Here is a 26,554-nt window from a genome sequence, read left to right as displayed (position 1 = left end):
CGACGGACGGCTCGTCCGGCAGCTCCGCGCCGGTGGTCAGTGAGCGCTCGCGCGCGCCCGCCAGCCGCTGCACGCTCAAAAGCGTGCCGCGGGCCCTTTCAGCCGTTGAATAAATCCCAGCCCGAGCCTATCCGCGACGCAGATTCGGCTTGAGGTCCTTGAAGCGGCCGAGGAGGCCGTTCACGAAGGACGGGGACTCGTCCGTGGAGAACTCCTTGGCGAGTTGCACCGCCTCGTCGATCACCACCGCGTCGGGTGTCTCGTCCATCCACACCAGCTCGTACGTGCCGAGCCGCAGGAGGTTCCGGTCGACGACCGGCATCCTGTCGATCTCCCAGTCGACCGCGTACGTCGCGATGAGGTCCTCGATGCGGTCCGCGTGTTCGGCGTACCCCTCGACGAGCTGCATCGTGTACTCGCTGACCGGCGGCTGGCGGGTGTCGGTCCTGGCGTGCCGCATCCAGTCCGCGAGGACCGTCTGCACGGGCTCGCCGCGCTGGTCGGCCTCGAAGAGGATCTGGAAGGCGCGCTTGCGCGCCGTGTTCCGGGCAGCCACGGTTAGCTGTTCACCCGGCCGAGGTAATCGCTCGTGCGGGTGTCGACCTTGATCTTCTCACCGGTGGTGATGAAGAGCGGGACCTGGATCTCGTGGCCGGTCTCCAGCGTGGCGGGCTTGGTGCCACCGGTGGAGCGGTCGCCCTGGACACCCGGGTCGGTGTGCTGGACGGTGAGCTCGACGGCGGCCGGGAGCTCGACGTAGAGCACCTCGCCCTCGTGCTGCGCGACCGAGGCGGTGAAGCCCTCGACCAGGAAGTTGGCGGCGTCGCCGACGGCCTTGCGGTCGACCATCAGCTGGTCGTAGGTGTCCATGTCCATGAAGACGAAGTACTCGCCGTCCATGTACGAGAACTGCATGTCACGCCGGTCAATGGTGGCCGTCTCGACCTTGACGCCGGCGTTGAAGGTCTTGTCGACCACCTTGCCGGACAGCACGTTCTTGAGCTTGGTGCGCACGAAGGCAGGGCCCTTGCCGGGCTTGACGTGCTGGAACTCGACGACGGACCAGAGCTGGCCCCCGTCGAGCTTGAGCACCATGCCGTTCTTGAGGTCGTTCGTGGAAGCCACGGTTGCGGAATCTCCTGGACTGAAGGCTGGTGGGGCTGCGGTGACCTCGGGGGTCGCGCTGCGGCTCACGGCTACAGCGCGAGCAGCTCCTTGGTCGTGATGGTGAGTAGCTCGGGTCCGCCGTCCGCCTCGGGGCGCACGACGAGCGTGTCATCGATCCGGACACCGCCCCGGCCCGGGAGGTGGACCCCCGGTTCGACGGTGACCGGCACACAAGCGTCCAGTTTACCCATGGTCCCAGGTGCCAGCTGCGGGTCCTCCTCTATTTCGAGCCCGACACCGTGCCCGGTCCGCGGTGCGACGGCCTCGCCGTGGCCCGCCGCGGCCAGTATCTGGCGTGCCGCACGGTCGACTTCGCGGTACTCGGCTCCCGGCACGAGAGCCTCCCGGCCTGCCCGCTGAGCGGCGAATACGACGTCGTACAGCTCGATCTGCCAGTCGGCGGGCGTCGTGCCGATGACGAAGGTACGGCCGATCTCACAGCGGTAGCCGCGGTAGTTGGCGCCGAGGCAGACGGAGAGAAAATCACCCTCCTCGACCCGCCGGTCCGACGGCCGGTGCCTGCGCAGGCCCGAGTTCGGCCCGGTGGCCACCGAGGTGGGGAAGGCGGACCCGTCCGCGCCGTGGTCGACCAGACGGCGTTCGAGCTCCAGCGCGAGGTGCCGCTCCGTACGGCCGACCAGGATCGATTCGAGCAGCTCACCGAGGGCCTGGTCGGTGATCTCGGCCGCGATCCGCAGGCACGCGATCTCCTCCTCGTCCTTGACGATCCGCAGCTGCTCGACCGCGCCGGCGAGGTCGCCCAGGCGCAGTCGCGGGGCGACCGAGCCGAGCGCCCGGTGCCTGGCGACGGTCAGATGGTGCTCCTCGACGGCCAGGGACTCCGCGCCGGCCGCCGCGGCCACGCCGGCCGCCGTGACGACGGCGTCGCCGTCCGGCTCCGGCAGGACCGTGGTCCGCAGCTGTCCGTCGGGGCGGCCGTCCGCCGGGTCGGCGACCGGCGTACGGGGGCAGATCAGCACGTCCTCGTCCGGCCCGAGCAGCAGCACGGCGCCGGGCGGCGCCCCGCCAGCGAGATAGCGGACATTGGCGGGGCGCGAGACCAGTGCGGCGCCGCGGCCGGCAGCGGCGCACTGGTCGCGCAGCCGGCCGCGGCGGGCCGCATACAGCTCTGACATGTTCCGAGCCTACGAGCGGAGCGGCCGTCCGGCCGCTTCAGCGCGTCCGACCGGGCGGCGCGGCCCGGCAAGCCCGGTCCGGCGGTTCGGTTCGGCGGACCGGCCGTGAGGGGCCGTCCGGCCGTCGCGCGGCGCCGCCCCTACCAGGCCGGCGGGCTGGCTATGGAGCGGGCCAGCACCTCGTCCAGTACGCGGGCCGTGGTCTCCACGTCGTACTGCGAGTTGTCGATGATCGGCAGCCCCGAGCCGTACCAGCCGGCCATCCGGCCGTGGATACGGGCGACCTCCTCGTCCGACAGGCGCCGGTTGCCGCTGCGCTGGGCGTTGCGCTCCAGCACGATCTCCAGACCGGGGAGTATGACCACGGGCAGCAGCCCGGGCCCCACGTGGCGCTTCCAGCCGCCGAGCCCGACGACGGGACGGTCCGGGAAGACGGCGTCGTCGACGATGCACGAGATGCCGTTGGCCAGGAAGTTGCGGGCGGCGAAGCCGCAGGTGCGGCGGGCGAGGCGGTACTGGGCCTCGGACTGGTCGTTCCAGCCGGACTGCGGGTCGGCGAATCCCGAGCAGACCCATTCGCGTACGTCGTCGAGGCTGATGTGCGCGGTCGGCACCCGGCGGTGCCTGGCCCAGTGCTTGGCGACGGTCGTCTTGCCCGCGCCCGCGGGGCCGATGAGCAGCACCGCCAGCGTCGTGCTCCCGGTGTCCGTGGGCGCGGCGGCGGGCGGCGGCGCGGGGACGGGGACTGGTCCGCCGGGCGGCAGCTGGATGTGTCCGGTGACGTCCCGGGCCGGCGGCCCCGGCGTGTGCTGCGGGGCCGGGCCGCTCCAGCCGGGGGCCGGGGCATGGGCGGGCGCGTGGCCGGGCCCGTGGCCCTGCGGGCCGCCGGGGGCGGTTCCGGGGGCCCCAGGGGCTTGCGGAGGCCCCTGGGACGCCGGTGGCCCGACGGGGAGACCCGCGGGGTGCGGGGCGCCGTGCGTCCATCCGACGCCGGGCCCGTGGGGCGGTGGCAGCGGAGCCCCCACTGCGTGCTGCATCCGGTGCCACTCCGTCTCGTACAGGCGACTCGTACTGGGCCAGGGCGGGTTCGGCAGGCCCGGGCCTACCGAAAGGTACCTGCCCCCGCCGCATTGGTGTGAACGGCCGGGGCAGGTCCAGAGTGCCCTGTCAGTCGCCGAGTTCCTCGGCCAGGGCCCGCAGGGCGAGCCGGTACGAGCCGATGCCGAAGCCCGCGATCGTACCGCTGGCGACGGCGGCGACCACCGAGGTGTGCCGGAATTCCTCACGTGTGTACGGGTTCGAGATGTGCACCTCGATGAGCGGCGCGGTGCGCTGGGCCGCCGCGTCCCTCATTCCGTACGAGTAGTGCGTGAAGGCTCCCGGGTTGATGACGACCGGAATTGACCCGTCCGCGGCCTCGTGGAGCCAGCGGATCAGCTCGCCCTCGTCATTGGTCTCGCGTACGTCGACGTCGAAACCGAGCTCCTTGCCGAGCCGTCCGCACTCCTCGACGAGCCCGGCGTACGACGTCGCGCCGTACACGTCGGGCTCGCGCGAGCCGAGCCGGCCGAGGTTGGGGCCGTTGAGGACGTAGACCCGTCGCGTCACTTGGACACCTCGCCGTACGCGGCGAGCAGCACCGCCGGGTCCGGGCCTTCGAGCACGGTCGGCTTGGCGAGACCGTCGAGGACGATGAAGCGCAGCAGGTTGCCGCGCGACTTCTTGTCGACCTTCATGTTCTCCAGGAGCTTGGGCCACTGGTCGCCGCGGTAGGCGAGCGGCAGCCCGACCGATTCCAGCACCGTACGGTGTCGGTCGGCGGTCGCGTCGTCCAGACGGCCGGCGAGACGGCCGAGTTCGGCGGCGAAGACCATGCCGATGGAGACGGCGGCCCCGTGGCGCCAGTTGTAGCGCTCGTTCTTCTCGATGGCGTGCGCCAGCGTGTGACCGTAGTTCAGGATCTCGCGCAGACCGGATTCCTTCAGGTCGCTCGACACGACGTCGGCCTTGACCCGGATCGCGCGCTCGATCAGCTCGGCGGTGTGCGGCCCCTCGGGCGTGCGGGCCGCCGCCGGGTCCTCCTCGATCAGGTCGAGGATCGCCGGGTCGGCGATGAAGCCCGCCTTGATGATCTCGGCGAGGCCGCTGATGTAGTCGTTGACCGGCAGCGAGTCCAGCGCGGCCAGGTCGCACAGCACCCCGGCCGGCGGGTGGAAGGCGCCGACGAGGTTCTTGCCCTCGGCGGTGTTGATGCCCGTCTTGCCGCCCACGGCCGCGTCGACCATGCCGAGCACGGTCGTCGGTACGGCGATCCAGCGCACCCCGCGCAGCCAGGTGGCCGCGACGAATCCGGCCACGTCGGTGGTGGCGCCGCCGCCGACCCCGACGATCACGTCGGTGCGCGTGAAGCTGGTCTGCCCGAGCGCCTTCCAGCAGTACGCCGCCACCTCGACGGTCTTGGACTCCTCGGCGTTCGGCAGCTGGATCGCGATGGCCTCGTAGCCCTGGCTCGCGAGATCCTCACGGATCGCGTCGCCGGTGCCGGCGAGTGCTTCGGGGTGCAGGACGGCGACGCGCTGGGCCCGGTCGCCGATCAGCCCGGGGAGCTCACCGAGCAGCTGCCGGCCGACCAGCACCTCGTAGGGCTCCGCGCCCTCACTGCCGCCGATCTGGATACGGGTGACTGCCTGCTCCGTCATGCTTCCTTCAATTCGAGTGCGTCGAGGACCGCCTGGGCGACCTCTTCGGGGGTGCGGTCGTCGGTCTCGACGACCGCGTCGGCCACCTCGGCGTACAGGTGACGGCGTGCTTCCATCAGCTGCTTCCACTGCTGGCGCGGGTTGACGGCCAGCAGCGGGCGCGCGGTGTTCAGCCCGACGCGCTTGATCGCCTCGGTGACGTTCATGGAGAGGTAGACGACGGGCCGCCCTGCCAGGGCCGCCCGGGTGCCGTCGTCCATGACCGCCCCGCCGCCGAGCGCGAGGACGCCCGGGTGCTCGGCGAGGGCGGTCCGTACGGCCTGCCGCTCCAGCTCACGGAAGTGCGCCTCGCCCTCGTCGACGAAGATCTCGGCGATCGGCCGGCCCTCGGCCTCGACGATGTCGGCGTCCGTGTCCCGGTACGGCACGTTCAGCCGCTCGGCGAGGATCTCGCCGACGGTGGACTTGCCGACCCCCATGGGCCCGACGAGCACGACCAGGGGGCCGCCTGCCTCGGTCACCGGACGACCAGGTTGTCGAGGTAGCTCTGCACGTTGCGCCGGGTCTCGCCGACGCTGTCGCCGCCGAACTTCTCCGCGACGGCGTCCGCGAGGACCAGCGCGACCATGGCCTCGGCCACGATCCCGGCGGCGGGCACGGCGCACACGTCGGAGCGCTGGTGGTGCGCGGCCGCGACCTCACCGGTGGCGGTGTCGATGGTGGCGAGCGCGCGCGGCACGGTGGCGATGGGCTTCATGGCGGCCCGTACGCGCAGCAGTTCACCGGTGGACATGCCGCCCTCGGTACCGCCGGCGCGCCCGGAGGTGCGGCGTACGCCCTCGGCGGTCGGCACGATCTCGTCGTGCGCCTTGGAACCGGGTACGCGCGCGAGGTCGAAGCCGTCGCCGACCTCGACGCCCTTGATGGCCTGAATGCCCATCAGCGCGGCGGCCAGCCGGGCATCGAGGCGACGGTCCCAGTGCACGAACGACCCGAGCCCGACGGGCACGTTGTACGCCAGCACCTCGACCACGCCACCCAGCGTGTCGCCGTCCTTGTGGGCCTGGTCGATCTCGGCCACCATCGCCTTCGACGCGTCCGCGTCCAGGCAGCGCACGGGGTCCTCGTCGAGCTTCGCCTCGTCGGCGGGCACGGGCAGCACGCCGTACGGCGCCTTGGCCGCGGCCAGCTCCACCACGTGCGACACGATCTCGACACCGGTGGTCTGCTTCAGGTACGACCGGGCGACGGTGCCCAGCGCGACGCGGGCGGCGGTCTCCCGGGCGCTCGCACGCTCCAGGACGGGCCGGGCCTCGTCCAGCGCGTACTTCTGCATGCCGGCGAGGTCGGCGTGGCCGGGACGGGGACGGGTCAGCGGCGCGTTGCGCGCGAGCTTGGCCAGCTCCTCGGGGTCGACCGGATCGGCCGACATGACCTTCTCCCACTTGGGCCACTCGGTGTTGCCCACCATGATCGCGACGGGGCCGCCCATGGTCAGCCCGTGCCGTACGCCGCCGAGGAAGGTGACCTCGTCCTGCTCGAACTTCATGCGCGCGCCGCGCCCATAGCCGAGCCGCCGCCGGGCCAGCGCGTCCGCCACCATCTCCGTGGTGAGGGGGACACCGGAGGGAAGGCCCTCCAGCGTCGCGACGAGTGCGGGGCCGTGGGATTCTCCCGCGGTCAGCCAGCGCAACCTGCTCAACGGTGCTCCTCATGCTCGCGCCTGGAACTGCAACGGCGCGACCGGGTGCGCGACCCTGGCCCGCCACCCCCGATCCTCCCACGACCGGGCACTCGACCGGCCCCCGGTCCAGCAGACGGACGGCCTTCTCAGTGTGCGGGACGCCGCGACCTGAGCCTGCGAACCGCCGCGGCGCGCCACATCCTGCGGGCGCCGACCACGAGCAGCAGGAGCAGAACGGCCGCGCCGAGGGCTGTGCGCAGCCAGTCCGGCAGGAAGTGCAGCGCCAGTTTCAGCAGGTCCGGCGCTGCCAGGGCCTGCTCCATCGTCATGCTCATGATCGAGCGCTTCCTGTGTGGCCTGTCTGTTGTGACCCGCGATTCTCCGCAGGTCCTAATGGGCGGCGAGCGCCCGTTCCCCGGCGGCCCGCATCACGGCGAGCGGCGCGGTGGCGCAGCCCGTCATCTGCTCCACTTGGAGCACGGCCTGGTGTACGAGCAGGTCGAGGCCGCCGACGACCGCGCCGCCGCGCGCCGACCAGGCGGCGGCGAGTGCGGTCGGCCAGGGGTCGTACAGGACGTCGAAGAGGGTGCCGGGACGGTCGGGGACGGCCTGCGCGAGGGCGTCGGTGGTGCCGGCCGGGGTCGTGGCGACGACGAGCGGTGCGTCGAACGCCCGCGCCGCCTCCGCCCAGTCGGCGACGCGTACGTCGACTCCGAGCCGTTCGCCCCACTGCCGCATCTCGTCGGCGCGGGCGGAGCTGCGGACGTACGCGGTGACCGGGCCCGCGCACAGGCGGGAGAGGGCGGCGAGCGCGGACGAGGCGGTGGCTCCCGCGCCGAGGACGGCGGCGGAGTCGACCTTCTCGACGCCGCGCTCGCGCAGGGCGGCGATCATGCCCGGGATGTCGGTGTTGTCACCGAGGCGCCGGCCGTCCTCCGCGAAGACGACGGTGTTCACCGCCTCCACGGAGGCCGCCGTCTCGCTCACCTCGTCGAGCAGCGGCATGACGGCCCGCTTGAGCGGCATGGTCAGGGACAGCCCGGCCCAGGACGGGCCGAGCTCCGCGAAGAAGCCGGGGAGGGCGGCCTCGTCCACTTCGAAGCGGTCGTACGACCAGTGGGTCAGGCCCAGCTCTTCGTACGCGGCCCGGTGCAGGACGGGCGAGAGGGAGTGCGCGATGGGCGAGCCGAGGACCGCCGCGCGTCGGAGTGTGCTCACTGTCCGGATTTCCTCAGCTCTTCCTCGTACTCACGCCGGTTCTGCTCGTGCTCGGCGTTGGTGACCGCAAAGAGGGTCTTGTCCGCCGTGACAGACACGAAGTAGTACCAAGGTCCGGGCTTCGGGTTGATCGCCGAATGCAGAGCATCGGCACCCGGGTTGCTGATCGGACCGGGCGGCAGGCCCTTGATGCCGTAGGTGTTGTACGGGTCGTCGATCTTCCGCAGATCGTCGACGGGGCCGATTTCGAGCTTGCTGTCGGCCTTGAGGTAATTGATCGTGGAGTCGAACTCGAGCCGGCCGACCGTCTCGGTGTTGTTCGGCTTGAGACGGTTGAAGACGACCCTCGCCACCTTGTCGAAGTCATGCTTGTACTTGCCTTCGACCTGGACAAGGCTGGCCACCGTGATCAGTTCCATCGGGGATTTCAGACCAAGCTTGCCCGCGGCGCCTTCGATGTCCTGCTTGCCGTACTCCGCGTTGGCCCGGGCGACCATCTTCTTGAGTACGTCCTCGGGCTTCGCACCCTTCGCGACCGGATAACTCGCGGGGAACAGAAAGCCTTCCAGCGGGTCCTTGACGTCCGGGTGGTCGGTCGCCCAGTCCGGCAGACCGAGGTCCTCAACCTCCGCCTCCGCAGCGGCCTTGGTGGTACCGGGCTTCACTTCCAGGCGCTTGTCGATCTGCTCGTAGACCCAGGCGTTGCGCTTGCCCTCGGGGATGATCAGGGCATTGCGGCTGCTCGGCTTGAGCATTTCCGAGACGGCATTGTCCGCGGACATCTTCTTGTTGAGGGTGTACACCCCCGCCTGGATGTTCTTGCCCTGCGGATTCCTGTCCTGAGCGGCGACGAAGGCGCCCTGGCTCTTGACCACTCCGGCCTTTTCCAGGAGGCTGCCGATTTCGTAACCGCCGGCGCCCTGGGGGATCTCCACCTGAGTGGAACCGGACCCCTTCCCCGCATAGTCTTCGGGCGCGCCGAACTGGTCCTGCCAGAACTGGTAGCCGAAGTAACCGATGCCGCCCACGCCGCCGACCAGGACCACCGCGACGATGAGACACGCCGTGCCGTTGCGGCTCTTCTTCTTTTTGGATTTTCCGCCGCGCCGGTCGCCGCCCCGGCCACGGCGGGACTCACGTGGCTCGTCGGGCTCGTCGTCGTCACCGGCGTCGCCACCCGTGAAGAAGGGGTGCTCCTCGGATGCTTCCGGCTCGGGCTCGGGGGTCCACTCGGGGGCCTGCTCCGGCTCGGGGCCGCGCCGGCCCGGGGGCTGCGGCGGGGGGTACGCGTCCGGTGCGGCGTAGTAGTCGGGGCTCCCGCCGCTGCCGTAGCCGGGCTGCTGGCCGGTGTAGGGGTCGGCCGCCGGGTTCATGCCGTACGGCACCGGCTCCTGCTGCTGGTGTCCGCCCGTGTCCCAGCCGCCGTCATTGCCGTAGTGCTCCTGCTCCGGGTATCCGGGCTGCTGGGGCTGGGGCTGGGGCTGGTACGGCCGGCCGTCGTAGTACGGCTGCTGCGGTGGTTGCGGCTGCTGCTGGTAGTGCTGCGGCTGCGCCTGGTCGCCGTACGGACCCTGGCCATGTGCGGCCTGCTGTCCTGCCCACCCCTGGTCCCCGTACAACGGGTCCTCGGGATGCCACGGTTCGTGGCCTGCGCCCCGGCCATACTCAGTCATCAAACCCCATAGTGTGCCGCGAGGCGGCGGCTGCTTCGCGCTGGGGCGCGGCAACCGTTCCGCCTCTTCTTTGTGCGGCAGCTGTTCGAACACCGCCGCATCGCGCGGAACGTTACCGTATCGCGATCAGACAACCACTTCGACGCCCTCGCCCGGGGGATTGCCTGAGACCCGTTCGGCCTCAAGAGCGTTCTGAAGAATGACAATAGCCGCCGCCTGGTCGATCACAGACCGGCCCTTCTTGGACTTCACGCCCGAAGCGCGCAGGCCCTGGCTGGCCGTCACTGTGGTCATCCTCTCGTCCACCAGTCGTACCGGAACGGGTGCGACGGAGCGAGCGAGCTCCTGGACGAAGGCGCGGACCTTGACCGCCGCCGGGCCCTCGCCCCCGCTGAGGGAGCGAGGGAGGCCGACCACGATCTCGATCGGTTCGTACTCCTCGACGAGCTGCTTCAACCGCCGGTGGGCGGCCGGGACGTCACGTCCCGGCACGGTCTCCACCGGCGTGGCGAGGACCCCGTCGGGGTCGCACGAGGCGACCCCGATCCGGGCGTCCCCGACGTCGATCGCGAGGCGGCGGCCGCGTCGCATCAGGCGCTCTCGCCGACGGCGCGCTCGACGGCGGCCACGGCGTCGCCGATGGCCTCCGGGTTCTGGCCGCCGCCCTGGGCGACGTCCGGCTTCCCGCCACCGCCGCCGCCGAGGGTCTTGGCGGCCGTACGGACCAGCTCGCCGGCCTTGAGACCGCGCTCGCGGGCGGCCTCGTTGGTGGCGATGACCGTCAGCGGGCGGCCGTTGGCGGTGGTGAAGAGGGCCACGACCGTCGGGCGGTCGGCCGGGATACGGCCGCGTACGTCCAGGACGAGCCTGCGCAGGTCGTCGGCCGACGTACCGTCGGGCACCTGGCCGGTGACGACGGCGACGCCGCGCACGTCCTTGGCACCGGAGGCGAGACCGGCGGCGGCCTGGAGGACCTTCTCCGCGCGGAACTTCTCGATCTCCTTCTCGGCGTCCTTGAGCTTGGCGAGCATCCCGGAGATCTTCTCCGGCAGCTCCTCGGGACGGCCCTTGACCAGCTCCTGGAGCTGGGCGACGACCGTGTGCTCACGGGCCAGGAAGTTGTACGCGTCCACGCCGACCAGGGCCTCGATGCGCCGCACGCCCGAGCCGATCGACGACTCGCCGAGCAGCTTCACCAGACCCAGCTGGGCGGTGTTGTGGACGTGCGTACCGCCGCACAGCTCCTTGGAGAAGTCGCCGATGGTCACGACGCGCACCCGCTCGCCGTACTTCTCGCCGAACTCCGCGATGGCGCCCTGCTTCTTGGCCTCGTCGATGGACATGACCTCGGCCTGGACGTCGAGTTCACGGGCCAGCACGTCGTTGATCTTGTGCTCGACGTCGGTGAGGACCGTGCCGGGTACGGCGTTCGGCGAGCCGAAGTCGAAACGGAAGCGGCCCGGCGCGTTCTCCGAACCGGCCTGGGCGGCGGTCGGGCCGAGCGCGTCGCGCAGCGCCTGGTGCGTGAGGTGCGTGGCGCTGTGGGCCCGGGCGATGGCACGCCGGCGCTTCAGGTCGATGGCGGCGTAGGCGGAGGCGCCCACGGTCACCTCGCCGACCTGGACCGAGCCCTTGTGGACGGAGACGCCCGGGACCGGCTGCTGTACGTCGCGCACCTGGATGACGGCGCCCGTGTCCAGCTTGATGCGGCCGGTGTCGGCCTGCTGGCCGCCGCCCTCGGCGTAGAACGGCGTGCGGTCGAGGATGACCTCGACCTCGTCGCCCTCGGTGGCGGCCGGGGAGGGCAGACCGTCGACGAGCAGGCCGACGATGGTCGACTCGCCCTCGGTATGGGTGTAGCCGGTGAACTCGGTGGTGCCGGAGTTGTCGGCGACCTCGCGGTAGGCGGAGACGTCGGCGTGGCCGGTCTTCTTGGCCTTCGCGTCGGCCTTGGCCCGGTCCCGCTGCTCCTTCATGAGGCGGCGGAAGCCGTCCTCGTCCACGGACAGGCCCTGTTCGGCGGCCATCTCCAGGGTGAGGTCGATCGGGAAGCCCCAGGTGTCGTGGAGCAGGAACGCCTTGTCGCCGGGCAGGACCTTGCCGCCGGCGGCCTTGGTTTCCGAAACCGCCGTGTCGAGGATGTTCGTGCCGCCCTTGAGGGCCTTCGTGAAGGCGGCTTCCTCGGCGAGGGCGACGGTCTCGATGCGCTTCCGCTCGGTCAGGAGCTCCGGGTACTGCTGGCCCATCGAATTGATCACGGTGTCGACGAGCTCGGCGACGACGGGGCCGGTGGCGCCCAGGAGGCGCATGTTGCGGATGGCGCGGCGCATGATGCGGCGCAGCACATAGCCGCGGCCCTCGTTGCCGGGAGTGACGCCGTCGCCGATGAGCATCACCGACGTACGCATGTGGTCCGTGACCACGCGCAGCGAGACGTCCGAGGCGTGGTCGGCGCCGTACCGGACACCGGTCAGCTCGGTGGCCTTGTCGATGACGACCATCGAGGTGTCGATCTCGTAGAGGTTCTGGACGTCCTGGAGGATCATCGCCAGGCGTTCGAGACCGAGACCGGTGTCGATGTTCTTCGACGGCAGGTCGCCGAGGATCGGGAAGTCCTCCTTGCCGTCGCCGGCGCCCCGCTCGTACTGCATGAAGACCAGGTTCCAGATCTCCACGTACCGCTCGTCGTTGACGGCGGGGCCGCCCTCGACGCCGAAGGCCGGGCCACGGTCGTAGTTGATCTCGGAGCACGGGCCGCACGGTCCGGGCACGCCCATGGACCAGAAGTTGTCCTTCTTGCCCAGGCGCTGGATGCGCTCGGCCGGTACGCCGATCTTGTCGCGCCAGATCTGCTCGGCCTCGTCGTCGTCGAGGTAGACCGTGATCCACAGACGCTCGGGGTCGAGGCCGAAGCCGCCGTCCGCCACGGAGCTGGTGAGCAGCTCCCAGGCGTAGGAGATGGCGCCTTCCTTGAAGTAGTCGCCGAACGAGAAGTTGCCGCACATCTGGAAGAACGTGCCGTGGCGGGTGGTCTTGCCGACCTCTTCGATGTCCGGCGTACGCACGCATTTCTGCACGCTGGTGACGCGCGGGGCGGGCGGCTTGACCTCGCCGAGGAAGTACGGCTTGAAGGGCACCATGCCCGCGGGGACCAGCAGCAGGGTCGGGTCGTCCGCGATGAGCGACGCCGAAGGCACGACGTTGTGTCCGCGCTCCTCGAAGAAGCGCAGCCAGCGGCGGCGGATTTCAGCCGACTCCATCAGTGGTCCTCATTCCGGTTGTACGAATGCTTGGTGTGGTCGAGAGCGGCGAAGCGCCGGTTTTCGAGAGCTGCGGGGTCGTTCTGCGGGTCGAGGCCGAGGGCTTCGCCGAGTTCGGCCTCGCGCTGCGCCATCCCCGCCTTGACGTCGAGCGCGAAGTCCTTGAGCCGGTGGCCTGCTTCGACCGCCTTGTCGGCGGCCTGCGCGGCGAGGCTCTCGGGCGTCAGCTGCTTGAGCTTGCGGTTGACCTTGGTGGTGGCCCACACACCGGCTGCGGCGCCCGCGGTGAACCAGAACGTACGGCGGAACATTGCGGCTTCAGCCCTTCCGCTTCCTGCGCCGGGCGGACGGCACGGTCCGGCCGACGATCACAGTGCGACGCGACGGCTGCTCCGCCGCCGGAACGTCCTTGCCGCGGCCGAGCGCCCGGCGTACGCCGTACCCGAAGGCGGCGACCTTGACGAGCGGGCCGCCGAAGGTGGACGCGACGGTCGTCGAGAGCGCGGACGCGTTGGAGGTGACTTCCTGGACGTCGGTCGCGATGGCGTCGACCCGCTCCAGCTGGGTCTGTGCGGACCGGACGGTCGCGGAGGCGTCCGCCAGCAGCGGGACCGCCTGCTCGGTCACGTCCGCCACCAGCTTGGTCGTCGCCCTGAGGGTCTGGGCCAGCCTCACCAGCACCACGGCGAGGAAGGAGACCAGGATCGCCCAGAAGACGGCCACCAGGATGCCGGCCACCTCTCCACCGGACACTTTGCACCGCTCCCTGTACGTGAGAAAAGTCGTTCTGTGAGCCTATCGCGCCGGGGCTCCGGGTCCGTACCGCATTCCGGGCGCGGGGGGCGGGAGTACGCAGGGTGATTGTACGGAGTGCTTACAGATCGGTACGCTCCGTGTTCTATGCGACGCACTCCCCGTTCCTTCCCCCACGCACCTGCGCACGGCAGCCTTCCGGCGGAGCTGAATCCGTTCGTCGGGCGGCGCGAGGAGCTGGCAGAGCTCGGCCGCCTGCTGGAGGACGCCCGGCTGATCACCGTGACCGGGGTCGGGGGCGTCGGCAAGACACGGTTCGCGCTGCGTGCTGCGAACGATGTGCAGGAACGGTACTGCGACGGGGCGTGGCTCGCCGAGCTGTCCGCGCTCGCCGATCCCGGCCTGCTGGAGCACGCGGTCGTCGAGGCACTGGGACTGACCGACCAGACCAGCAAGCCGCCGCGCAGTGTGCTGGTGGAGCATCTCGCGGAACGCCGGCTGCTGCTCGTGCTCGACGGTTTCGAGCATCTCGTCGACGCCACCGCCGGGCTGGTCAGGGAGCTGCTCCGGCGCGCGCCCGGGCTGACCGTGCTGGCCGCCGGACGGCTGCCGCTGTGCGTCGACGGCGAACAGACCTTCCCCCTCCCGCCGATGCCCGGCCCGGAAGCGGTCCGGCTCTTCACCGACCGGGCCGCCGCGGGGCAGCCCGGCTTCCGTCTGACGGACGCCAACCGCGACACCGTGCACGAGCTGTGCCGTCGCCTGGACGGGCTTCCGCTCGCCCTGGAACTGGCGGCCGGGCGGCTGAAGGCACTCTCCGTCGAGCAGCTGCTCGACCGGCTCGACGACCGCTTCCGGCTGCTGACCGGGTCCACCCGGGGCACCCTCCCCCGCCACCAGACGTTGCGTACCGCGATCGGCTGGAGCCACGAACTCTGCACGCCGGAGCAGCGGCTGCTGTGGGCACGGCTTTCGGTGTTCGCGGGGCAGTTCGACCTGGAGGCGGCCGAGTACGTCTGCGGCGGCCCGGAACTCCCGGGGGACAGTACCCTCAGCGCCCTCGGTGTTCTCGATGTGCTCACCGATCTGATCACGCAGTCCGTCGTGGTCCGCGAGGACACCGCGTCGGGGGTCCGCTACCGGATGCTGGACACCGTCAGGGAGTACGGCGTCGACTGGCTGGCGGCCATGGGCGACGCGGAGCGCGTGTGCCGCAGGCACCGCGACTGGTACCTGGGGCTCGCGACCTGGTGCGAGCTGGAGTGGTTCAGCCCCCGGCAGGCCGAGGTGGCGGCGCGCGTCGACAGCGAACTGCCCAATCTGCGCAGGGCGATGGAGTACTCGCTGGAGCACCCGCAGGACGTGCATCTGGGCCAGTACCTGGCGGGCACGCTCTGGTTCTACTGGGCCGGCTGCGGACGCCTGTCGGAGGGGCGGCACTGGCTGGACCACGCTCTGGAGGCGGAGAGCAGGCACGAGCCGCACCGGCTGAAGGCGCTGTGGGTGCTCGGTTACGTGGCCGTGCTCCAGGGCGACGCGATCGGGGCGCTCGCCGCCCTGCAGGAGTGCCGCGAGAGCGCCGAACTCAGCGCGAACCCCGTCGCGGCGGCGTACGCCGTGCACCGGTCGGGCTGTCTCGCGCTGGTCTCCGACGACATGCGGCGGGCGGAAGAGCTGCTGCGCGACGCCCTCTCGCGGTACGAGGAGATCGGCGAGCTCAACAGCAATGTGCTGATGGCCCAGGTCGAGCTGGCGATGGCGGTGGCCTTCCGCGGCGACCTGGCCCAGGCCGTCGCGATCTGCGAGGAGGTCGCCACGGTCTGCGAGGACCACGGGGAGCGCTGGGCCCTCGCGTACGCGCTGTACGTCCTGGCCTATGCGGCGCATACGCACGGCCGGCCGGACCGGGCCCGGGAGCTGCTGGCGGAGTGCCTGGCCATCAACCACACGTTCAACGACCTGCTGGGCGTGGTGCTCGCCCTGGAGCTGCTGGCGCTGGTCACCCTGGACGAGGGCGACCCGGCGGAGGCGGCGGTGCTCCAGGGGGCGGCCGGGCGGATCTGGCCGTCGGTGGGGCTGCCGCTGTTCGGTTCGGCGTACTACAACATGCCGCACGCGCTGTGCGAGGAGAAGGCGCGCGAGCGCCTGGGCGACGGCCCGTACGAGAAGTTCCGGTGCCAGGGCGCCTCGCTCGGCCTGGACGCGGTGGTGGCCAGGGCGCTCGAAGGGCCGGCCCGTCCGGCACCGGCCGTCCCGCCCCGGCCGCGCGGGGCGTCCGCGCCCGGGATCAGCGCCCCGCACACGCGCGAGCCCGCCGTCTCCCGTTCCGTACGGAACGAGGAGGCGGCGGGCTGAGGCACGTGCCCGACTACGGCCGCTGGATCAGCGGGCGTAGTACTCGACGACGAGCTGCTCGTCGCAGATGACCGGGATTTCCTTGCGGTTCGGGTCGCGGTCCAGGCGGAAGGCCAGGGCCTTCAGGTTCACCTGGAGGTAGCGCGGCGTCTCACCGTCGGTGTCGTAGCCACCCTCGCGGGCAACCTGGAAGGGGTGCTTCTCGCGGCTGCGCTCGCGGACCATCACGACGTCGTCGGGACGGACGCGGAACGACGGCTTGTCGACCTTGCCACCGTTGACCTCGATGTGGCCGTGCACGACCATCTGACGGGCCTGGTAGATCGTGCGGGCGATGCCCGAACGAAGGATGAGGGCGTCGAGGCGGCGCTCGAGCTCGATGACCAGGGCCTCGCCGGTCTTGCCTTCGGCCTTCTTGGCGCGGTCGTAGGCGCGGGCCATCTGCTTCTCGCTGATGTCGTACTGGGCGCGCAGACGCTGCTTCTCGAGCAGACGGACCTTGTAGTCCGAGTTCTGCTTGCGTCCACGGCCGTGCTCGCCCGGCGGGTAGGGGCGGGCCTCGAAGTACTTGACAGCCTTCGGCGTCAGCGCAATGCCGAGCGCACGGGACTTCTTGACCTTGGGACGCGACTGGTTAGGCACGTTCTCCAGACCTCCGTTGTAGGTTAGGTTAGGCTCACCTTACTCAAGGAGATCGCATGTCTCGTCCAGGGAACACCAGTCACGTCACGGACAACACAAAGAAGGCCGACATCAGAAGTGTCGACGCGACGGAGGTCCGATCAGATCGTGGTCAGCCGCGTCCCAGCGGACTTGAAATCGCGCGGATGCCGTCAGCAGCCGAGCGCACACGAACTCTCGTACAGAGTACCTGCTCCGCGGTAGTGCTTCTCCCGGGTCCCGTGGTGGCCCGCCCCGACCAGCTGGTGCCGCAGGAGCGGAGCGTGGGGCCCGACGGTGAAGTGCTGCTGGTCTTCCCCGCGGATTCCCCGGTCGTACGGGCCGCCACGCACGCACAGGACGACGAGCTGGCCGTGGTGCTGGAGATCACCGATGTCGCACCGGTCTCGGTGCCCAACCGGATCCGCGGCCGTGCCTGGGTCTCCGGCTGGCTCACCTGCGTACGCGGGGTGGCCGGGCCGGGGCGGATGCTGCTGCGGCTCGAGGTCGGCGAGGCGCGCGTGGACGACCTGTGGGGGACGGGGATGGTCGAGGCCGAGGCGTTCGCGGCGGCGGCTGCGGATCCGCTCGTCGAGCACGAGGCGGAGCTGCTCCAGCATCTGCACGCGGCCCACAGCGACCAGGTGCGGCAGCTGTGCGGTCTTGCGGGCGACCGCGCCGCCGGGACCAGTGCGGTGCCCGTGGCGATGGACCGGTTCGGGCTGCGGGTGCGTTTCAGCGGCGGCGCCACAGGACGCGTCTTCGACGCGCGGTTCGACTTCCGCGAACCGGTGCGCGACATCGTCGGGCTGCGCCGTGCCATGCACCAGCTCTTCGAGGCGGCCGCGCACTGAGGCGGTCGCCGGCCCGCGCGGGCCGGCGGGTCAGGGACGTGCTTCGGACGGGCCGTCGCCGCGCAGCCGGCCGCGCACCTTCTCGACGACGTCGGCGTAACGGGCTTCCGCTCCGTAGCGCGTGGGTTCGTAGTAATGCCGGCCGTGCACGGCGTCCGGGGCGTACTGCTGGGCGGCGATCGCGCCCGGTACGTCGTGCGGATACACATAGCCCTGCGCGTGGCCGAGCTTGGCCGCGCCCTTGTAGTGGCCGTCGCGCAGATGCGCGGGGACCGGGCCGGCCAGCCCCTTCCGTACGTCGGCCTGGGCGGCGAAGATCGCGTTCGTCGCGGCGTTGGACTTGGGCGCGAGGGCCAGCGCGATCGTGGCGTGGCTGAGGGTGAGGGCGGCTTCCGGGAAGCCGATCATCGCCACGGCCTGGGCGGCGGCGACGGCCGTCGGCAGGGCGGTCGGATCGGCGAGGCCGATGTCCTCGCTGGCCGAGATCATCAGCCGCCGCGCGATGAACCGGGGGTCCTCCCCCGCCTCGATCATGCGGGCCAGGTAGTGCAGAGCGGCGTCCACGTCGGAGCCCCGGATGGACTTGATGAGGGCGCTCGCCACGTCGTAGTGCTGGTCACCGTCGCGGTCGTACTTCACCGCCGCCCGGTCGACCGTCTCCTCGACCGTTTCGAGAGTGATCTCCTCCTCGCCCTTGGAGATCGCCGCGCCCGCCGCCGCTTCGAGCGCGGTCAGGGCGCGCCGGGCGTCACCGCCCGCGATCCGCAGCAGGTGCGCCTCGGCGTCCCCGGAGAGCGTGAGGGCGCCGCCGAGACCGCGCTCCTCGGTGAGGGCCCGGTGGAGCAGGGCGCGCAGATCGTCGTCGGTGAGCGATTCCAGCGTGAGCAGGAGGGAGCGGGAGAGCAGGGGGGAGATGACCGAGAAGTACGGGTTCTCGGTCGTCGCCGCGATGAGCGTGACCCAGCGGTTCTCGACGGCGGGCAGCAGCGAGTCCTGCTGGGCCTTGCTGAAGCGGTGGATCTCGTCGAGGAAGAGGACGGTCTCCTTGCCGTACCCCCCGGAGGCGCGGCGGGCGCCGTCGATGACGGCCCGCACTTCCTTGACGCCGGCGGTGATGGCGGAGAGTTCGACGAAGCGCTTCTGGGTGGCGAGGCTGACGACGTACGCCAGAGTGGTCTTCCCGATGCCGGGCGGGCCCCACAGGATCACCGAGGAGGGACCGGCGGGACCGCCGCTGCCTTCCCCGACCAGCCGGCGCAACGGGGCCCCCGGCTTCAGCAGATGCTGCTGGCCGACGACCTCGTCGAGGGTGCGCGGACGCATCCGTACGGCCAGGGGGCTGCTGGACGGATCCTTGAGCTGGCGGTCTTCCGCGGCTGCGGTGAACAGGTCGGGCTCCACGCGTGAAGCCTATGCCAGCCCACTGACAACGCCGACGGCTCAGCTGGTCCAGAAGTCCCACCAGCGGGTCAGGATCAGCATCCCGATGATCCCGATCCACAGGACCGGCGGCACCCAGTGGAACTCGACGAGACCGCTGCGCAGGCCGCCGGGGGCCGGGATGATGCGGTGCTTGATGTTGTGGGTCGTGACGTAGCAGAACATCACGATGGTGGCGACCCAGGCCAGACAGCACCACAGGCAGAGCGAGTTGATGTTGTACAGCGACTGGTACTGGAGCCAGGTGCAGAAGCCGACGCCGAAGAGGGTTCCCGCGTTCAGGCCGAGCCAGAACCAGCGGCGGTAGCGCGCGCCGGCCAGCAGGCCCATGCCGACGCAGACGACCACCGCGTAAGTGGCGAGGCCGAGCATCGGGTTGGGGAACCCGAAAGCCGCCGCCTGCTCGCTCTTCATGATGTTGCCGCACGCGACAACGGGGTTGAGGCTGCAGCCCGGTGTGAAGTTCGGGTCCTCGAGCAGCTTGAACTTGTCGATCGTGATGACCCACGAGGCCAGCAGCCCGGCCAGACCCGTGATCACCAGCAGCAGGGCGAAGGGGCGACCGCTGCCGGTCGTGCCCTTCTGGCCCTCCTGCACGCCGTTGGAAGTGCGGTCGTCCACCGCTGCAGTCGTCATATCGCCGTTCCGTCGCTGAGTCAGCCGAGTGGGCTGAGTGACCTGCCGGGAGGGCCATTCTGCCGCACTGCCACCCGTGGCCACCGTTCGACGGACATAAGGAGGGACCCACCACCACGCTCCCGCGCCCGCCGCGGCAGGGCCGTGACCGGGGTGGAGCAACGATTCCGGGCGCCGGCCCGTCCAGAACCGGCACCGTTCGGCAGGACGAATCCGCCCCCACGAAGTTGACCACCCGTGCAGGCGTGCGAGCGGACGGGGCGGACGGAAGCGCCGGCGTACCGCCGCTTCGGCCGGTGGGACCGGACACGACAGGGCCCGGCCGCCCTGGTGGACGGCCGGGCCCGTGCGTGTGTCAGGTGTGTGCCACAGGTCAGGCCAGGCGGCGCTGGATCTCCGCCGTGAGCGCGTCCAGGGCGACCGCCACCTGCTCGCCGGTCTCCATGTCCTTCAACTGGGCCTGGCCGTCGGCCAGATCCCGTTCGCCGGCGACGATCGTGTAGCGGGCGCCCGAGCGGTTGGCGTTCTTCATGGCGCCCTTGAGGCCCTTGCCGCCGTACGCGAAGTCGGCCGCGACCCCCGCCCTGCGCAGCTCGGTGACCGTACCGAAGAGGACGCGGCGCGCCTCCTCGCCGAGCGGCACCGCGTACACGCTGGTGGTGGCGGGCAGGTCGAGCTCGACGCCCTCCGCCTCCAGCGCCAGCACCGTGCGGTCCACGCCGAGCGCCCAGCCGACGGACGGCAGCGCGGGGCCGCCGATCATCTCGGACAGGCCGTCGTAGCGGCCGCCGCCGCCCACCGCGGACTGCGAGCCGAGGCCGTCGTGGACGAACTCGAAGGTGGTGCGGGTGTAGTAGTCGAGGCCGCGCACCAGCTTCTCGTCGTCCTCGTAGGCGACGCCCGCCGCGTTCAGCAGCTCGCGGACCTGCTCGTGGTACGCCTTGCACGCGTCGCACAGGTAGTCGCGCAGCATCGGCGCGCCCACCAGCTGCTTCTGTACGTCGTCCCGCTTGTCGTCCAGGACCCGCAGCGGGTTGATGTCGATGCGGCGCCGCGTGTCCTCGTCGAGGTCGAGGCCGCGCAGGAAGCCCTGGAGGGCCTCCCGGTAGACGGGCCGGCACTCCTTGTCGCCCAGCGAGTTCAGCAGGATGCGGAACTGCGACAGGCCCAGTGAGCGGTACGCCTGGTCCGCCAGGATGATCAGTTCGGCGTCCAGTGCCGGGTCCTCGGCGCCGATCGCCTCGGCGCCGACCTGCGAGAAGTGGCGGTAGCGGCCCTTCTGCGGGCGCTCGTAGCGGTAGTACGAGCCGGAGTACCAGAGCTTGACGGGGAGGTTGCCGCTCTTGTGCAGGTTGGCTTCCAGGGCCGCGCGCAGGACGGACGCGGTGCCCTCCGGGCGCAGCGCCAGCTTGTCGCCGCCCTTGGTCTCGAACGCGTACATCTCCTTGGAGACGATGTCGGTGGACTCACCGACGCCGCGCGAGAAGAGGGCCACGTCCTCAAAGCCGGGCGTCTCGATGTAGCCGTACCCGGAGCCCCGCAGCGGCGCGGAGATCGCCTCGCGCACCGCCAGGAACTTCGCGGAGTCCGGCGGGATCAGGTCGTACGTGCCCTTGGGGGCCTTGAAGGTGCTCATGGGGCTTGTCTCGTCACATTCCTCGTCGGGGAGCGGCGGCCAGACCGTTCAGGTACGGGTTGGTGGCGCGCTCGCGGCCGATGGTCGTCTGGGAGCCGTGGCCGGACAGCACCACGGTCGAGTCGTCGAGCGGCAGGCACACGCGGGCCAGCGACTCGAGCAGCTCGGCGTGGTCGCCGCCGGGCAGGTCGGTGCGTCCGACGGAGCCAGCGAACAGCAGGTCGCCCGAGAAGAAGACCGACGGTATGTCGGCCTGCTCGGGCATCCTGAAGGTCACCGACCCCTTGGTATGGCCGGGCGCGTGCGAGACGGTGAAGTCGAGACCGGCGAGCTTCAGCTCCGCGCCGTCGGCCAGCTCCTTGACGTCGTCGGGCTCGCCCACGGTCAGCTCGCCCATCAGCGGCATGCCGATCGAGCGTCCGAGCGCCTTCTCGGGGTCGCTCATCATGTACCGGTCGGCGGGGTGGATCCACGCCGGTACGTCGTGCGCTCCGCACACCGGGACGACCGAGGCGACGTGGTCGATGTGGCCGTGGGTGAGAACGACGGCGACGGGCTTGAGCCGATGCTTCGCGAGGGCTTCCTCGACGCCTGCGGCGGCCTGGTGGCCCGGGTCGATGATCACGCACTCCTCGCCCGCGGCGGGGGCGACCAGGTAACAGTTGGTCCCCCAGGCCCCGGCGGGGAACCCGGCAATAAGCACGATCGTCCTCAATATGTCGTCCGGCGGGAGATTGCTGTGCGCAATTGCAGCAGATCAGAGCCTACCGGGGCCGCTCATCCCACAGCGAACCCATATACGGTACGGGCAAGCTCGGCTCGGCCGGACAGCAGTGACAGACGAGACGCACGAGGAGAACACCGGTGGTCAGCAACGATCAGCGGCGGCGCCAGCTCGCCCGGGAGAAGTACGAACGGCAGCAGCAGCGCCGCGCCGAGGCCCGGCGCAAGTCCCGCCGTCGCAACGCCGTGATCGCCTCGGCGCTCGCCGTGGTGCTCGCGGGAGGAGCGGTGGCGTACGCCACGGGCGCTCTGGGCGGCGACGACGCCAAGGACGCCACCGTTGCCGACGCGGCGCCCAGTGCCACGCCGTCGAAGAAGGCTCCCGACCCCTGCGCGAAGCCCGCCCCGGGGGCGATCAAGAAGCTCTCGTACAAGAAGGAGCCGGCGCTCACCGTCGACAAGTCCGCGTCGTACACGATGAAGCTGCGGACCACCTGCGGCGACATCACGCTCGGCCTGGACGCGGCGAAGGCCCCGCGCACGGTGAACTCGTTCAACTTCCTCGCCGGGAAGGGCTACTTCGACCACACGAAGTGCCACCGGCTGACGACCGGCGGCATCTATGTCCTGCAGTGCGGCGACCCGACCGCGCAGGGTTCCGGTACGCCCGGCTACAAGCTGCCGGACGAGAACCTGAAGGACCCGAAGCTCAAGGGCGGCGTCTACCCGGCGGGCACGGTCGCGATGGCCAACGCGGGTCCGGGCACGGGCGGCAGCCAGTTCTTCCTCGTCTACCAGGACAGCAAGTTGCCCCCCAACTACACGCCGTTCGGGACCATCGAGGGCGGCATGGACGTGCTGAAGAAGATCGCCGGCGCGGGTGAGGCGAGCGGGCAGGGCGACGGGGCGCCGAATGCCACCGTCGTCATCGACAAGGCGACCGTCACCAAGTAAATCCGGGAGTGCGGGATGCGGACAGCCGCCCTGCCGTTCGCCTATGTTGGCGGTGTGCAGGGCGTCTGTCGCCCCGCGAAAGAAACTGTGGACGATGCCCGGGGGCGAGCAGCCCCTCGCAGGCGTCATGTGGAGGAGGCGCTGTGAGCAGCGACCCGTGGGGCCGTGTCGACGAGACCGGCACCGTGTACGTGCGTACGGCCGACGGCGAGAAGGTCGTCGGATCCTGGCAGGCGGGCTCTCCCGAGGAGGCCCTGGCCTACTTCGAGCGCAAGTACGAGGGCCTGGTTGTCGAGATCGGCCTCCTCGAGCGGCGGGTGAAGACCACCGACCTGTCGGCCAAGGACGCCCAGACCGCCATCGACCACCTGCGCAAGCAGGTCGACGAGCACCATGCGGTCGGTGACCTCGACGCGCTGAGCAAGCGTCTCGACGCGCTGGTGGCGACGGTCGAGTCGCGCCGTGAGGAGCGCAGGGCCGAGAAGGCCAAGCAGACCGACGAGGCGAAGCACGCCAAGGAGGCGCTGGTCGTCGAGGCCGAGGAGCTGGCCCAGAGCGAGCAGTGGCGGGCGGCCGGTGAGCGGCTGCGGGCGCTCGTGGACATCTGGAAGGGCCTGCCGAGGCTCGACCGGAAGTCCGACGACGAGCTGTGGCACCGCTTCTCGCACGCCCGCTCGGCGTTCTCCAAGCGGCGCAAGGCCCACTTCGCCTCGCTGGACGCCCAGCGCGAGGAGGCCCGCAAGACCAAGGAGAAGCTGGCGGCGGAGGCCGAGAGCCTGTCGGGCTCCACCGACTGGGCCGCGACGGCCGCCCGCTACCGCGACCTGATGGCCGAGTGGAAGGCCGCGGGCCGCGCCCAGCGCGAGGTCGAGGACGGTCTGTGGAACCGCTTCCGCGGCGCCCAGGACGTCTTCTTCGCGGCGCGCAGCGCGGTCTTCGCGGAGCGCGACGCGGAGCAGGCCGAGAACCTCAAGCTCAAGGAGGAGCTCGCGGCCGAGGCCGAGAAGCTGGTGCCGGTGAAGGACCTGAAGGCGGCCCGGGCCGCGTTCCGCTCCCTCAACGAGCGCTGGGAGGCCATCGGCCATGTGCCGCGCGACGCCCGCCCGAAGGTCGAGGGGCGGATGCACGCGGTGGAGCGGGCTCTTCAGGAGACCGAGGAGAACGAGTGGCGTCGTACGAACCCTGAGGCGCGCGCCCGCGCCGCGGGTCTGACGGGCCAGCTCCAGGACGCCGTCGACAAGCTGCGTTCGCAGATCGACGCTGCGCGTGCGGCGGGCAACAACGCCAGGGCCGACAAGCTCGCCCGCGAGCTCGAAGGCCGGCAGGCGCTGCTCGACCAGGCGATGAAGGGCCTGGAGGAGTTCGGCGGCTGAGAGCCGGAGCTGCTTACGGGTGAGGGCCCCGGTACGGAGATCCGTACCGGGGCCCTCACCCGTACGGTGTTACGGCCGGCGGGCCGAGGTGACGCGGTAGACGTCGTACACGCCCTCCACGCCGCGCACCGCCTTCAGAACGTGCCCGAGGTGCTTCGGGTCGCCCATCTCGAAGGTGAAGCGCGAGGTGGCCACCCGGTCGCGGGAGGTCTGGACCGCCGCCGAGAGGATGTTGACGTGCTGGTCGGACAGGACGCGGGTGACGTCCGAGAGCAGCCGGGACCGGTCCAGTGCCTCGACCTGGATGGCGACCAGGAAGACCGAGGACTGGGTCGGGGCCCACTCGACGTCGAGGATGCGCTCCGGCTCCTTCGACAGCGACTCGATGTTGACGCAGTCGGCACGGTGGACCGATACGCCGCTGCCGCGGGTGACGAACCCGATGATGGGGTCGCCGGGTACGGGCGTACAGCAGCGGGCCAGTTTGACCCACACGTCGTCGACGCCCTTGACCACGACGCCGGGGTCGGCGTTCGAGCGCCGCTGGCCGCGCCCGCGTGAGGGCGGCGAGCTCTCGGCGATGTCCTCGGTGGCGGCCTCTTCGCCGCCCAGGGCCTGTACGAGCTTCTGGACGATGCTCTGCGCGGTGACGTGGCCCTCGCCGATCGCGGCGTACAGCGAGGAGATGTCGCTGTAGCGCATCTCGTGCGCGAGCGTGACGAGCGAGTCGCCGGTGAGGATGCGCTGGATCGGCAGGTTCTGCTTGCGCATGGCCCGCGCGATGGCGTCTTTGCCCTGCTCTATGGCCTCGTCGCGGCGCTCCTTGGAGAACCAGGCGCGGATCTTGTTGCGGGCGCGCGGCGACTTGACGAAGCCGAGCCAGTCCCGGGACGGGCCCGCGCCGGCCGCCTTGGAGGTGAACACCTCCACCAGGTCGCCGTTGTCGAGGGTCGATTCGAGCGGTACGAGCCGCCCGTTGACCCGCGCTCCTATGGTCCGGTGGCCGACCTCCGTGTGGACGGCGTACGCGAAGTCGACGGGTGTGGCGCCGGCCGGCAGCGCTATGACGTCGCCCTTGGGCGTGAAGACGAAGACCTCGTTGCGGGACAGGTCGAAGCGCAGGGACTCCAGGAACTCGCTGGGGTCCTCGGTCTCCTTCTGCCAGTCCAGGAGCTGGCGCAGCCACGCCATGTCGTTGACGGTGTCCTGGCCGCGCCCGGTGTTCTTGGGGACGTCGGTGCGGACCTTCGACGCGCCGGCGACGGCTTCCTGCTTGTACTTCCAGTGCGCGGCGATGCCGTACTCGGCGCGGCGGTGCATGTCGAACGTACGGATCTGGAGCTCGACCGGCTTGCCGCTGGGGCCGATGACCGTCGTGTGCAGCGACTGGTACATGTTGAACTTCGGCATCGCGATGTAGTCCTTGAACCGGCCGGGGACCGGGTTCCATCGCGCGTGGACGGTGCCGAGGGCGGCGTAGCAGTCGCGGACCGTGTCGACGAGGACGCGGATGCCCACCAGGTCGTAGATCTCCGCGAAGTCACGGCCGCGGACGATCATCTTCTGGTAGACGCTGTAGTAGTGCTTCGGCCGGCCGGTGACGGTGGCCTTGATGCGGGCGGCGCGCAGATCGGACTGGACCTCGTCGGTCACTATGGCGAGGTACTCGTCGCGCTTGGGCGCGCGCTCGGCGACGAGCCGCACGATCTCGTCGTACATCTTGGGGTAGAGGATCGCGAAGGCGAGGTCCTCCAGCTCCCACTTGATGGTGTTCATGCCCAGGCGGTGTGCCAGGGGCGCGTAGATCTCGAGCGTCTCGCGGGCCTTCTTCTCCTGCTTCTCCCGCTTGAGGTAGCGCATGGTGCGCATGTTGTGCAGGCGGTCGGCGAGCTTGATGACCAGGACGCGCGGGTCCTTGGCCATGGCGACGACCATCTTGCGTACGGTCTCGGCCTGCGCGGCCTCGCCGAACTTGACCTTGTCGAGCTTGGTGACGCCGTCGACGAGCAGGGCGACCTGGTCGCCGAAGTCGCGGCGCAGGGTGTCCAGGCCGTACTCGGTGTCCTCGACGGTGTCGTGCAGCAGCCCGGCCATCAGGGTGGCCGGGTCCATGCCGAGCTCGGCGAGGATCGTCGTCACCGCGAGCGGGTGCGTGATGTACGGGTCGCCGCTCTTGCGCTTCTGGCCGCGGTGCCAGCGCTCGGCGACCTGGTAGGCGCGCTCGATCTGGCGCAGCGTCGACGTCTCGATCTTCGGGTCGTTGCTGCGCACTATGCCGAACGGGATGACGGAGCCGGGCCGGGCCAGCAGCGGCAGGGTGTCGTAGCCGTGCG

Annotated in this window: 25 protein-coding genes; 4 read left to right on the top strand and 21 right to left on the bottom strand. The window is 70.6% G+C overall.

What is annotated here, in order from left to right:
• Positions 1-127: 127 nt before the first annotated feature.
• From nusB to ACWD0Y_RS29650, 15 genes are all read right to left on the bottom strand, one after another.
• On the bottom strand, positions 128-556 hold the full coding sequence (nusB, locus tag ACWD0Y_RS29720; protein ID WP_093801866.1) for a transcription antitermination factor NusB: 429 nt from the start codon (positions 554-556) through the stop codon (positions 128-130).
• Between the two features lie 2 nt (positions 557-558).
• Complete coding sequence (efp, locus tag ACWD0Y_RS29715) at positions 559-1,125, bottom strand: elongation factor P (protein ID WP_093801865.1); 567 nt, start codon at positions 1,123-1,125, stop codon at positions 559-561.
• A gap of 71 nt (positions 1,126-1,196) precedes the next feature.
• Positions 1,197-2,303 carry an aminopeptidase P family protein gene (locus ACWD0Y_RS29710; RefSeq protein WP_450263403.1) on the bottom strand — a complete coding sequence of 369 codons (1,107 nt, stop codon included), beginning with the start codon at positions 2,301-2,303 and terminating at the stop codon, positions 1,197-1,199.
• Between the two features lie 140 nt (positions 2,304-2,443).
• On the bottom strand, positions 2,444-3,340 hold the full coding sequence (locus tag ACWD0Y_RS29705) for a Pro-rich N-terminal domain-containing protein (RefSeq protein ID WP_450263402.1): 897 nt from the start codon (positions 3,338-3,340) through the stop codon (positions 2,444-2,446).
• 130 nt (positions 3,341-3,470) lie between these two features.
• Entirely contained in the window at positions 3,471-3,911 is a 441-nt protein-coding gene (aroQ, locus tag ACWD0Y_RS29700) for a type II 3-dehydroquinate dehydratase (RefSeq protein ID WP_450263401.1), read from the bottom strand.
• Positions 3,908-5,002, bottom strand: a complete 1,095-nt coding sequence (gene aroB, locus ACWD0Y_RS29695; RefSeq protein WP_450263400.1) for a 3-dehydroquinate synthase — start codon at positions 5,000-5,002, stop codon at positions 3,908-3,910. Before aroB ends, aroQ begins: the two co-directional genes overlap by 4 nt.
• Positions 4,999-5,481: a shikimate kinase gene (locus tag ACWD0Y_RS29690; RefSeq protein WP_093803683.1), complete on the bottom strand. Its 483-nt coding sequence runs from the start codon at positions 5,479-5,481 to the stop codon at positions 4,999-5,001. The genes aroB and ACWD0Y_RS29690 overlap by 4 nt, the downstream gene beginning before the upstream one ends.
• Positions 5,482-5,519: 38 nt before the next feature.
• Positions 5,520-6,704 carry a chorismate synthase gene (gene aroC, locus ACWD0Y_RS29685; protein ID WP_450263399.1) on the bottom strand — a complete coding sequence of 395 codons (1,185 nt, stop codon included), beginning with the start codon at positions 6,702-6,704 and terminating at the stop codon, positions 5,520-5,522.
• Between the two features lie 128 nt (positions 6,705-6,832).
• Complete coding sequence (locus ACWD0Y_RS29680; protein WP_450263398.1) at positions 6,833-7,021, bottom strand: hypothetical protein; 189 nt, start codon at positions 7,019-7,021, stop codon at positions 6,833-6,835.
• A 55-nt stretch (positions 7,022-7,076) separates the two neighbouring features.
• Positions 7,077-7,904, bottom strand: a complete 828-nt coding sequence (locus ACWD0Y_RS29675) for a shikimate dehydrogenase (RefSeq protein WP_450263397.1) — start codon at positions 7,902-7,904, stop codon at positions 7,077-7,079.
• A complete protein-coding gene (gene mltG / locus ACWD0Y_RS29670) occupies positions 7,901-9,577 on the bottom strand; it encodes an endolytic transglycosylase MltG (RefSeq protein ID WP_450263396.1) in 1,677 nt (558 codons plus the stop codon). The genes ACWD0Y_RS29675 and mltG overlap by 4 nt, the downstream gene beginning before the upstream one ends.
• A 126-nt stretch (positions 9,578-9,703) precedes the next feature.
• Positions 9,704-10,168 carry a Holliday junction resolvase RuvX gene (gene ruvX / locus ACWD0Y_RS29665; protein ID WP_450263395.1) on the bottom strand — a complete coding sequence of 155 codons (465 nt, stop codon included), beginning with the start codon at positions 10,166-10,168 and terminating at the stop codon, positions 9,704-9,706.
• Entirely contained in the window at positions 10,168-12,837 is a 2,670-nt protein-coding gene (gene alaS, locus ACWD0Y_RS29660; RefSeq protein WP_450263394.1) for an alanine--tRNA ligase, read from the bottom strand. The genes ruvX and alaS overlap by 1 nt, the downstream gene beginning before the upstream one ends.
• On the bottom strand, positions 12,837-13,148 hold the full coding sequence (locus ACWD0Y_RS29655) for a DUF6167 family protein (RefSeq protein ID WP_450263393.1): 312 nt from the start codon (positions 13,146-13,148) through the stop codon (positions 12,837-12,839). The genes alaS and ACWD0Y_RS29655 overlap by 1 nt, the downstream gene beginning before the upstream one ends.
• A gap of 7 nt (positions 13,149-13,155) precedes the next feature.
• Positions 13,156-13,590 (bottom strand): DUF948 domain-containing protein, encoded by a 435-nt coding sequence (locus tag ACWD0Y_RS29650; protein ID WP_450263392.1) that lies wholly within the window; start codon positions 13,588-13,590, stop codon positions 13,156-13,158.
• 147 nt (positions 13,591-13,737) lie between these two features.
• On the opposite strand from ACWD0Y_RS29650, the gene ACWD0Y_RS29645 reads away from it, so the two are divergent.
• Positions 13,738-15,945 (top strand): ATP-binding protein, encoded by a 2,208-nt coding sequence (locus ACWD0Y_RS29645; protein WP_450263391.1) that lies wholly within the window; start codon positions 13,738-13,740, stop codon positions 15,943-15,945.
• Positions 15,946-15,972: 27 nt separating this feature from the next.
• Here the strand turns inward: ACWD0Y_RS29645 and rpsD are convergent, their stop codons facing one another.
• Complete coding sequence (gene rpsD / locus ACWD0Y_RS29640; RefSeq protein WP_028814090.1) at positions 15,973-16,587, bottom strand: 30S ribosomal protein S4; 615 nt, start codon at positions 16,585-16,587, stop codon at positions 15,973-15,975.
• Between the two features lie 185 nt (positions 16,588-16,772).
• Here rpsD and ACWD0Y_RS29635 point away from each other — a divergent pair, with 185 nt between their 5' ends.
• Positions 16,773-17,459 (top strand): DUF2470 domain-containing protein, encoded by a 687-nt coding sequence (locus ACWD0Y_RS29635; protein WP_450263390.1) that lies wholly within the window; start codon positions 16,773-16,775, stop codon positions 17,457-17,459.
• Between the two features lie 30 nt (positions 17,460-17,489).
• On the opposite strand, the gene ACWD0Y_RS29630 is transcribed toward ACWD0Y_RS29635, so the two are convergent.
• The 4 genes from ACWD0Y_RS29630 to ACWD0Y_RS29615 form a co-directional block, all read right to left on the bottom strand.
• Positions 17,490-18,860 carry a replication-associated recombination protein A gene (locus tag ACWD0Y_RS29630; RefSeq protein WP_450263389.1) on the bottom strand — a complete coding sequence of 457 codons (1,371 nt, stop codon included), beginning with the start codon at positions 18,858-18,860 and terminating at the stop codon, positions 17,490-17,492.
• Positions 18,861-18,899: 39 nt separating this feature from the next.
• Positions 18,900-19,535, bottom strand: a complete 636-nt coding sequence (locus tag ACWD0Y_RS29625) for a vitamin K epoxide reductase family protein (RefSeq protein ID WP_450263388.1) — start codon at positions 19,533-19,535, stop codon at positions 18,900-18,902.
• A 373-nt stretch (positions 19,536-19,908) separates the two neighbouring features.
• Positions 19,909-21,171: a histidine--tRNA ligase gene (gene hisS / locus ACWD0Y_RS29620; protein ID WP_093801849.1), complete on the bottom strand. Its 1,263-nt coding sequence runs from the start codon at positions 21,169-21,171 to the stop codon at positions 19,909-19,911.
• 13 nt (positions 21,172-21,184) lie between these two features.
• Positions 21,185-21,874, bottom strand: a complete 690-nt coding sequence (locus tag ACWD0Y_RS29615) for an MBL fold metallo-hydrolase (RefSeq protein WP_450263387.1) — start codon at positions 21,872-21,874, stop codon at positions 21,185-21,187.
• 161 nt (positions 21,875-22,035) lie between these two features.
• Here ACWD0Y_RS29615 and ACWD0Y_RS29610 point away from each other — a divergent pair, with 161 nt between their 5' ends.
• Positions 22,036-22,848: a peptidylprolyl isomerase gene (locus ACWD0Y_RS29610; protein WP_450263386.1), complete on the top strand. Its 813-nt coding sequence runs from the start codon at positions 22,036-22,038 to the stop codon at positions 22,846-22,848.
• A gap of 143 nt (positions 22,849-22,991) precedes the next feature.
• Positions 22,992-24,221 (top strand): DUF349 domain-containing protein, encoded by a 1,230-nt coding sequence (locus ACWD0Y_RS29605; RefSeq protein WP_450263385.1) that lies wholly within the window; start codon positions 22,992-22,994, stop codon positions 24,219-24,221.
• A gap of 69 nt (positions 24,222-24,290) precedes the next feature.
• On the opposite strand, the gene ACWD0Y_RS29600 is transcribed toward ACWD0Y_RS29605, so the two are convergent.
• Positions 24,291-26,537 carry a RelA/SpoT family protein gene (locus ACWD0Y_RS29600; RefSeq protein ID WP_450263404.1) on the bottom strand — a complete coding sequence of 749 codons (2,247 nt, stop codon included), beginning with the start codon at positions 26,535-26,537 and terminating at the stop codon, positions 24,291-24,293.
• Between the last annotated feature and the right edge of the window lie 17 nt (positions 26,538-26,554).

The sequence above is a fragment of the Streptomyces altiplanensis genome (assembly GCF_053591575.1).
Note: the sequence above shows the minus strand (reverse complement) of the source record. Positions and strands in the feature narration are given on the sequence as shown.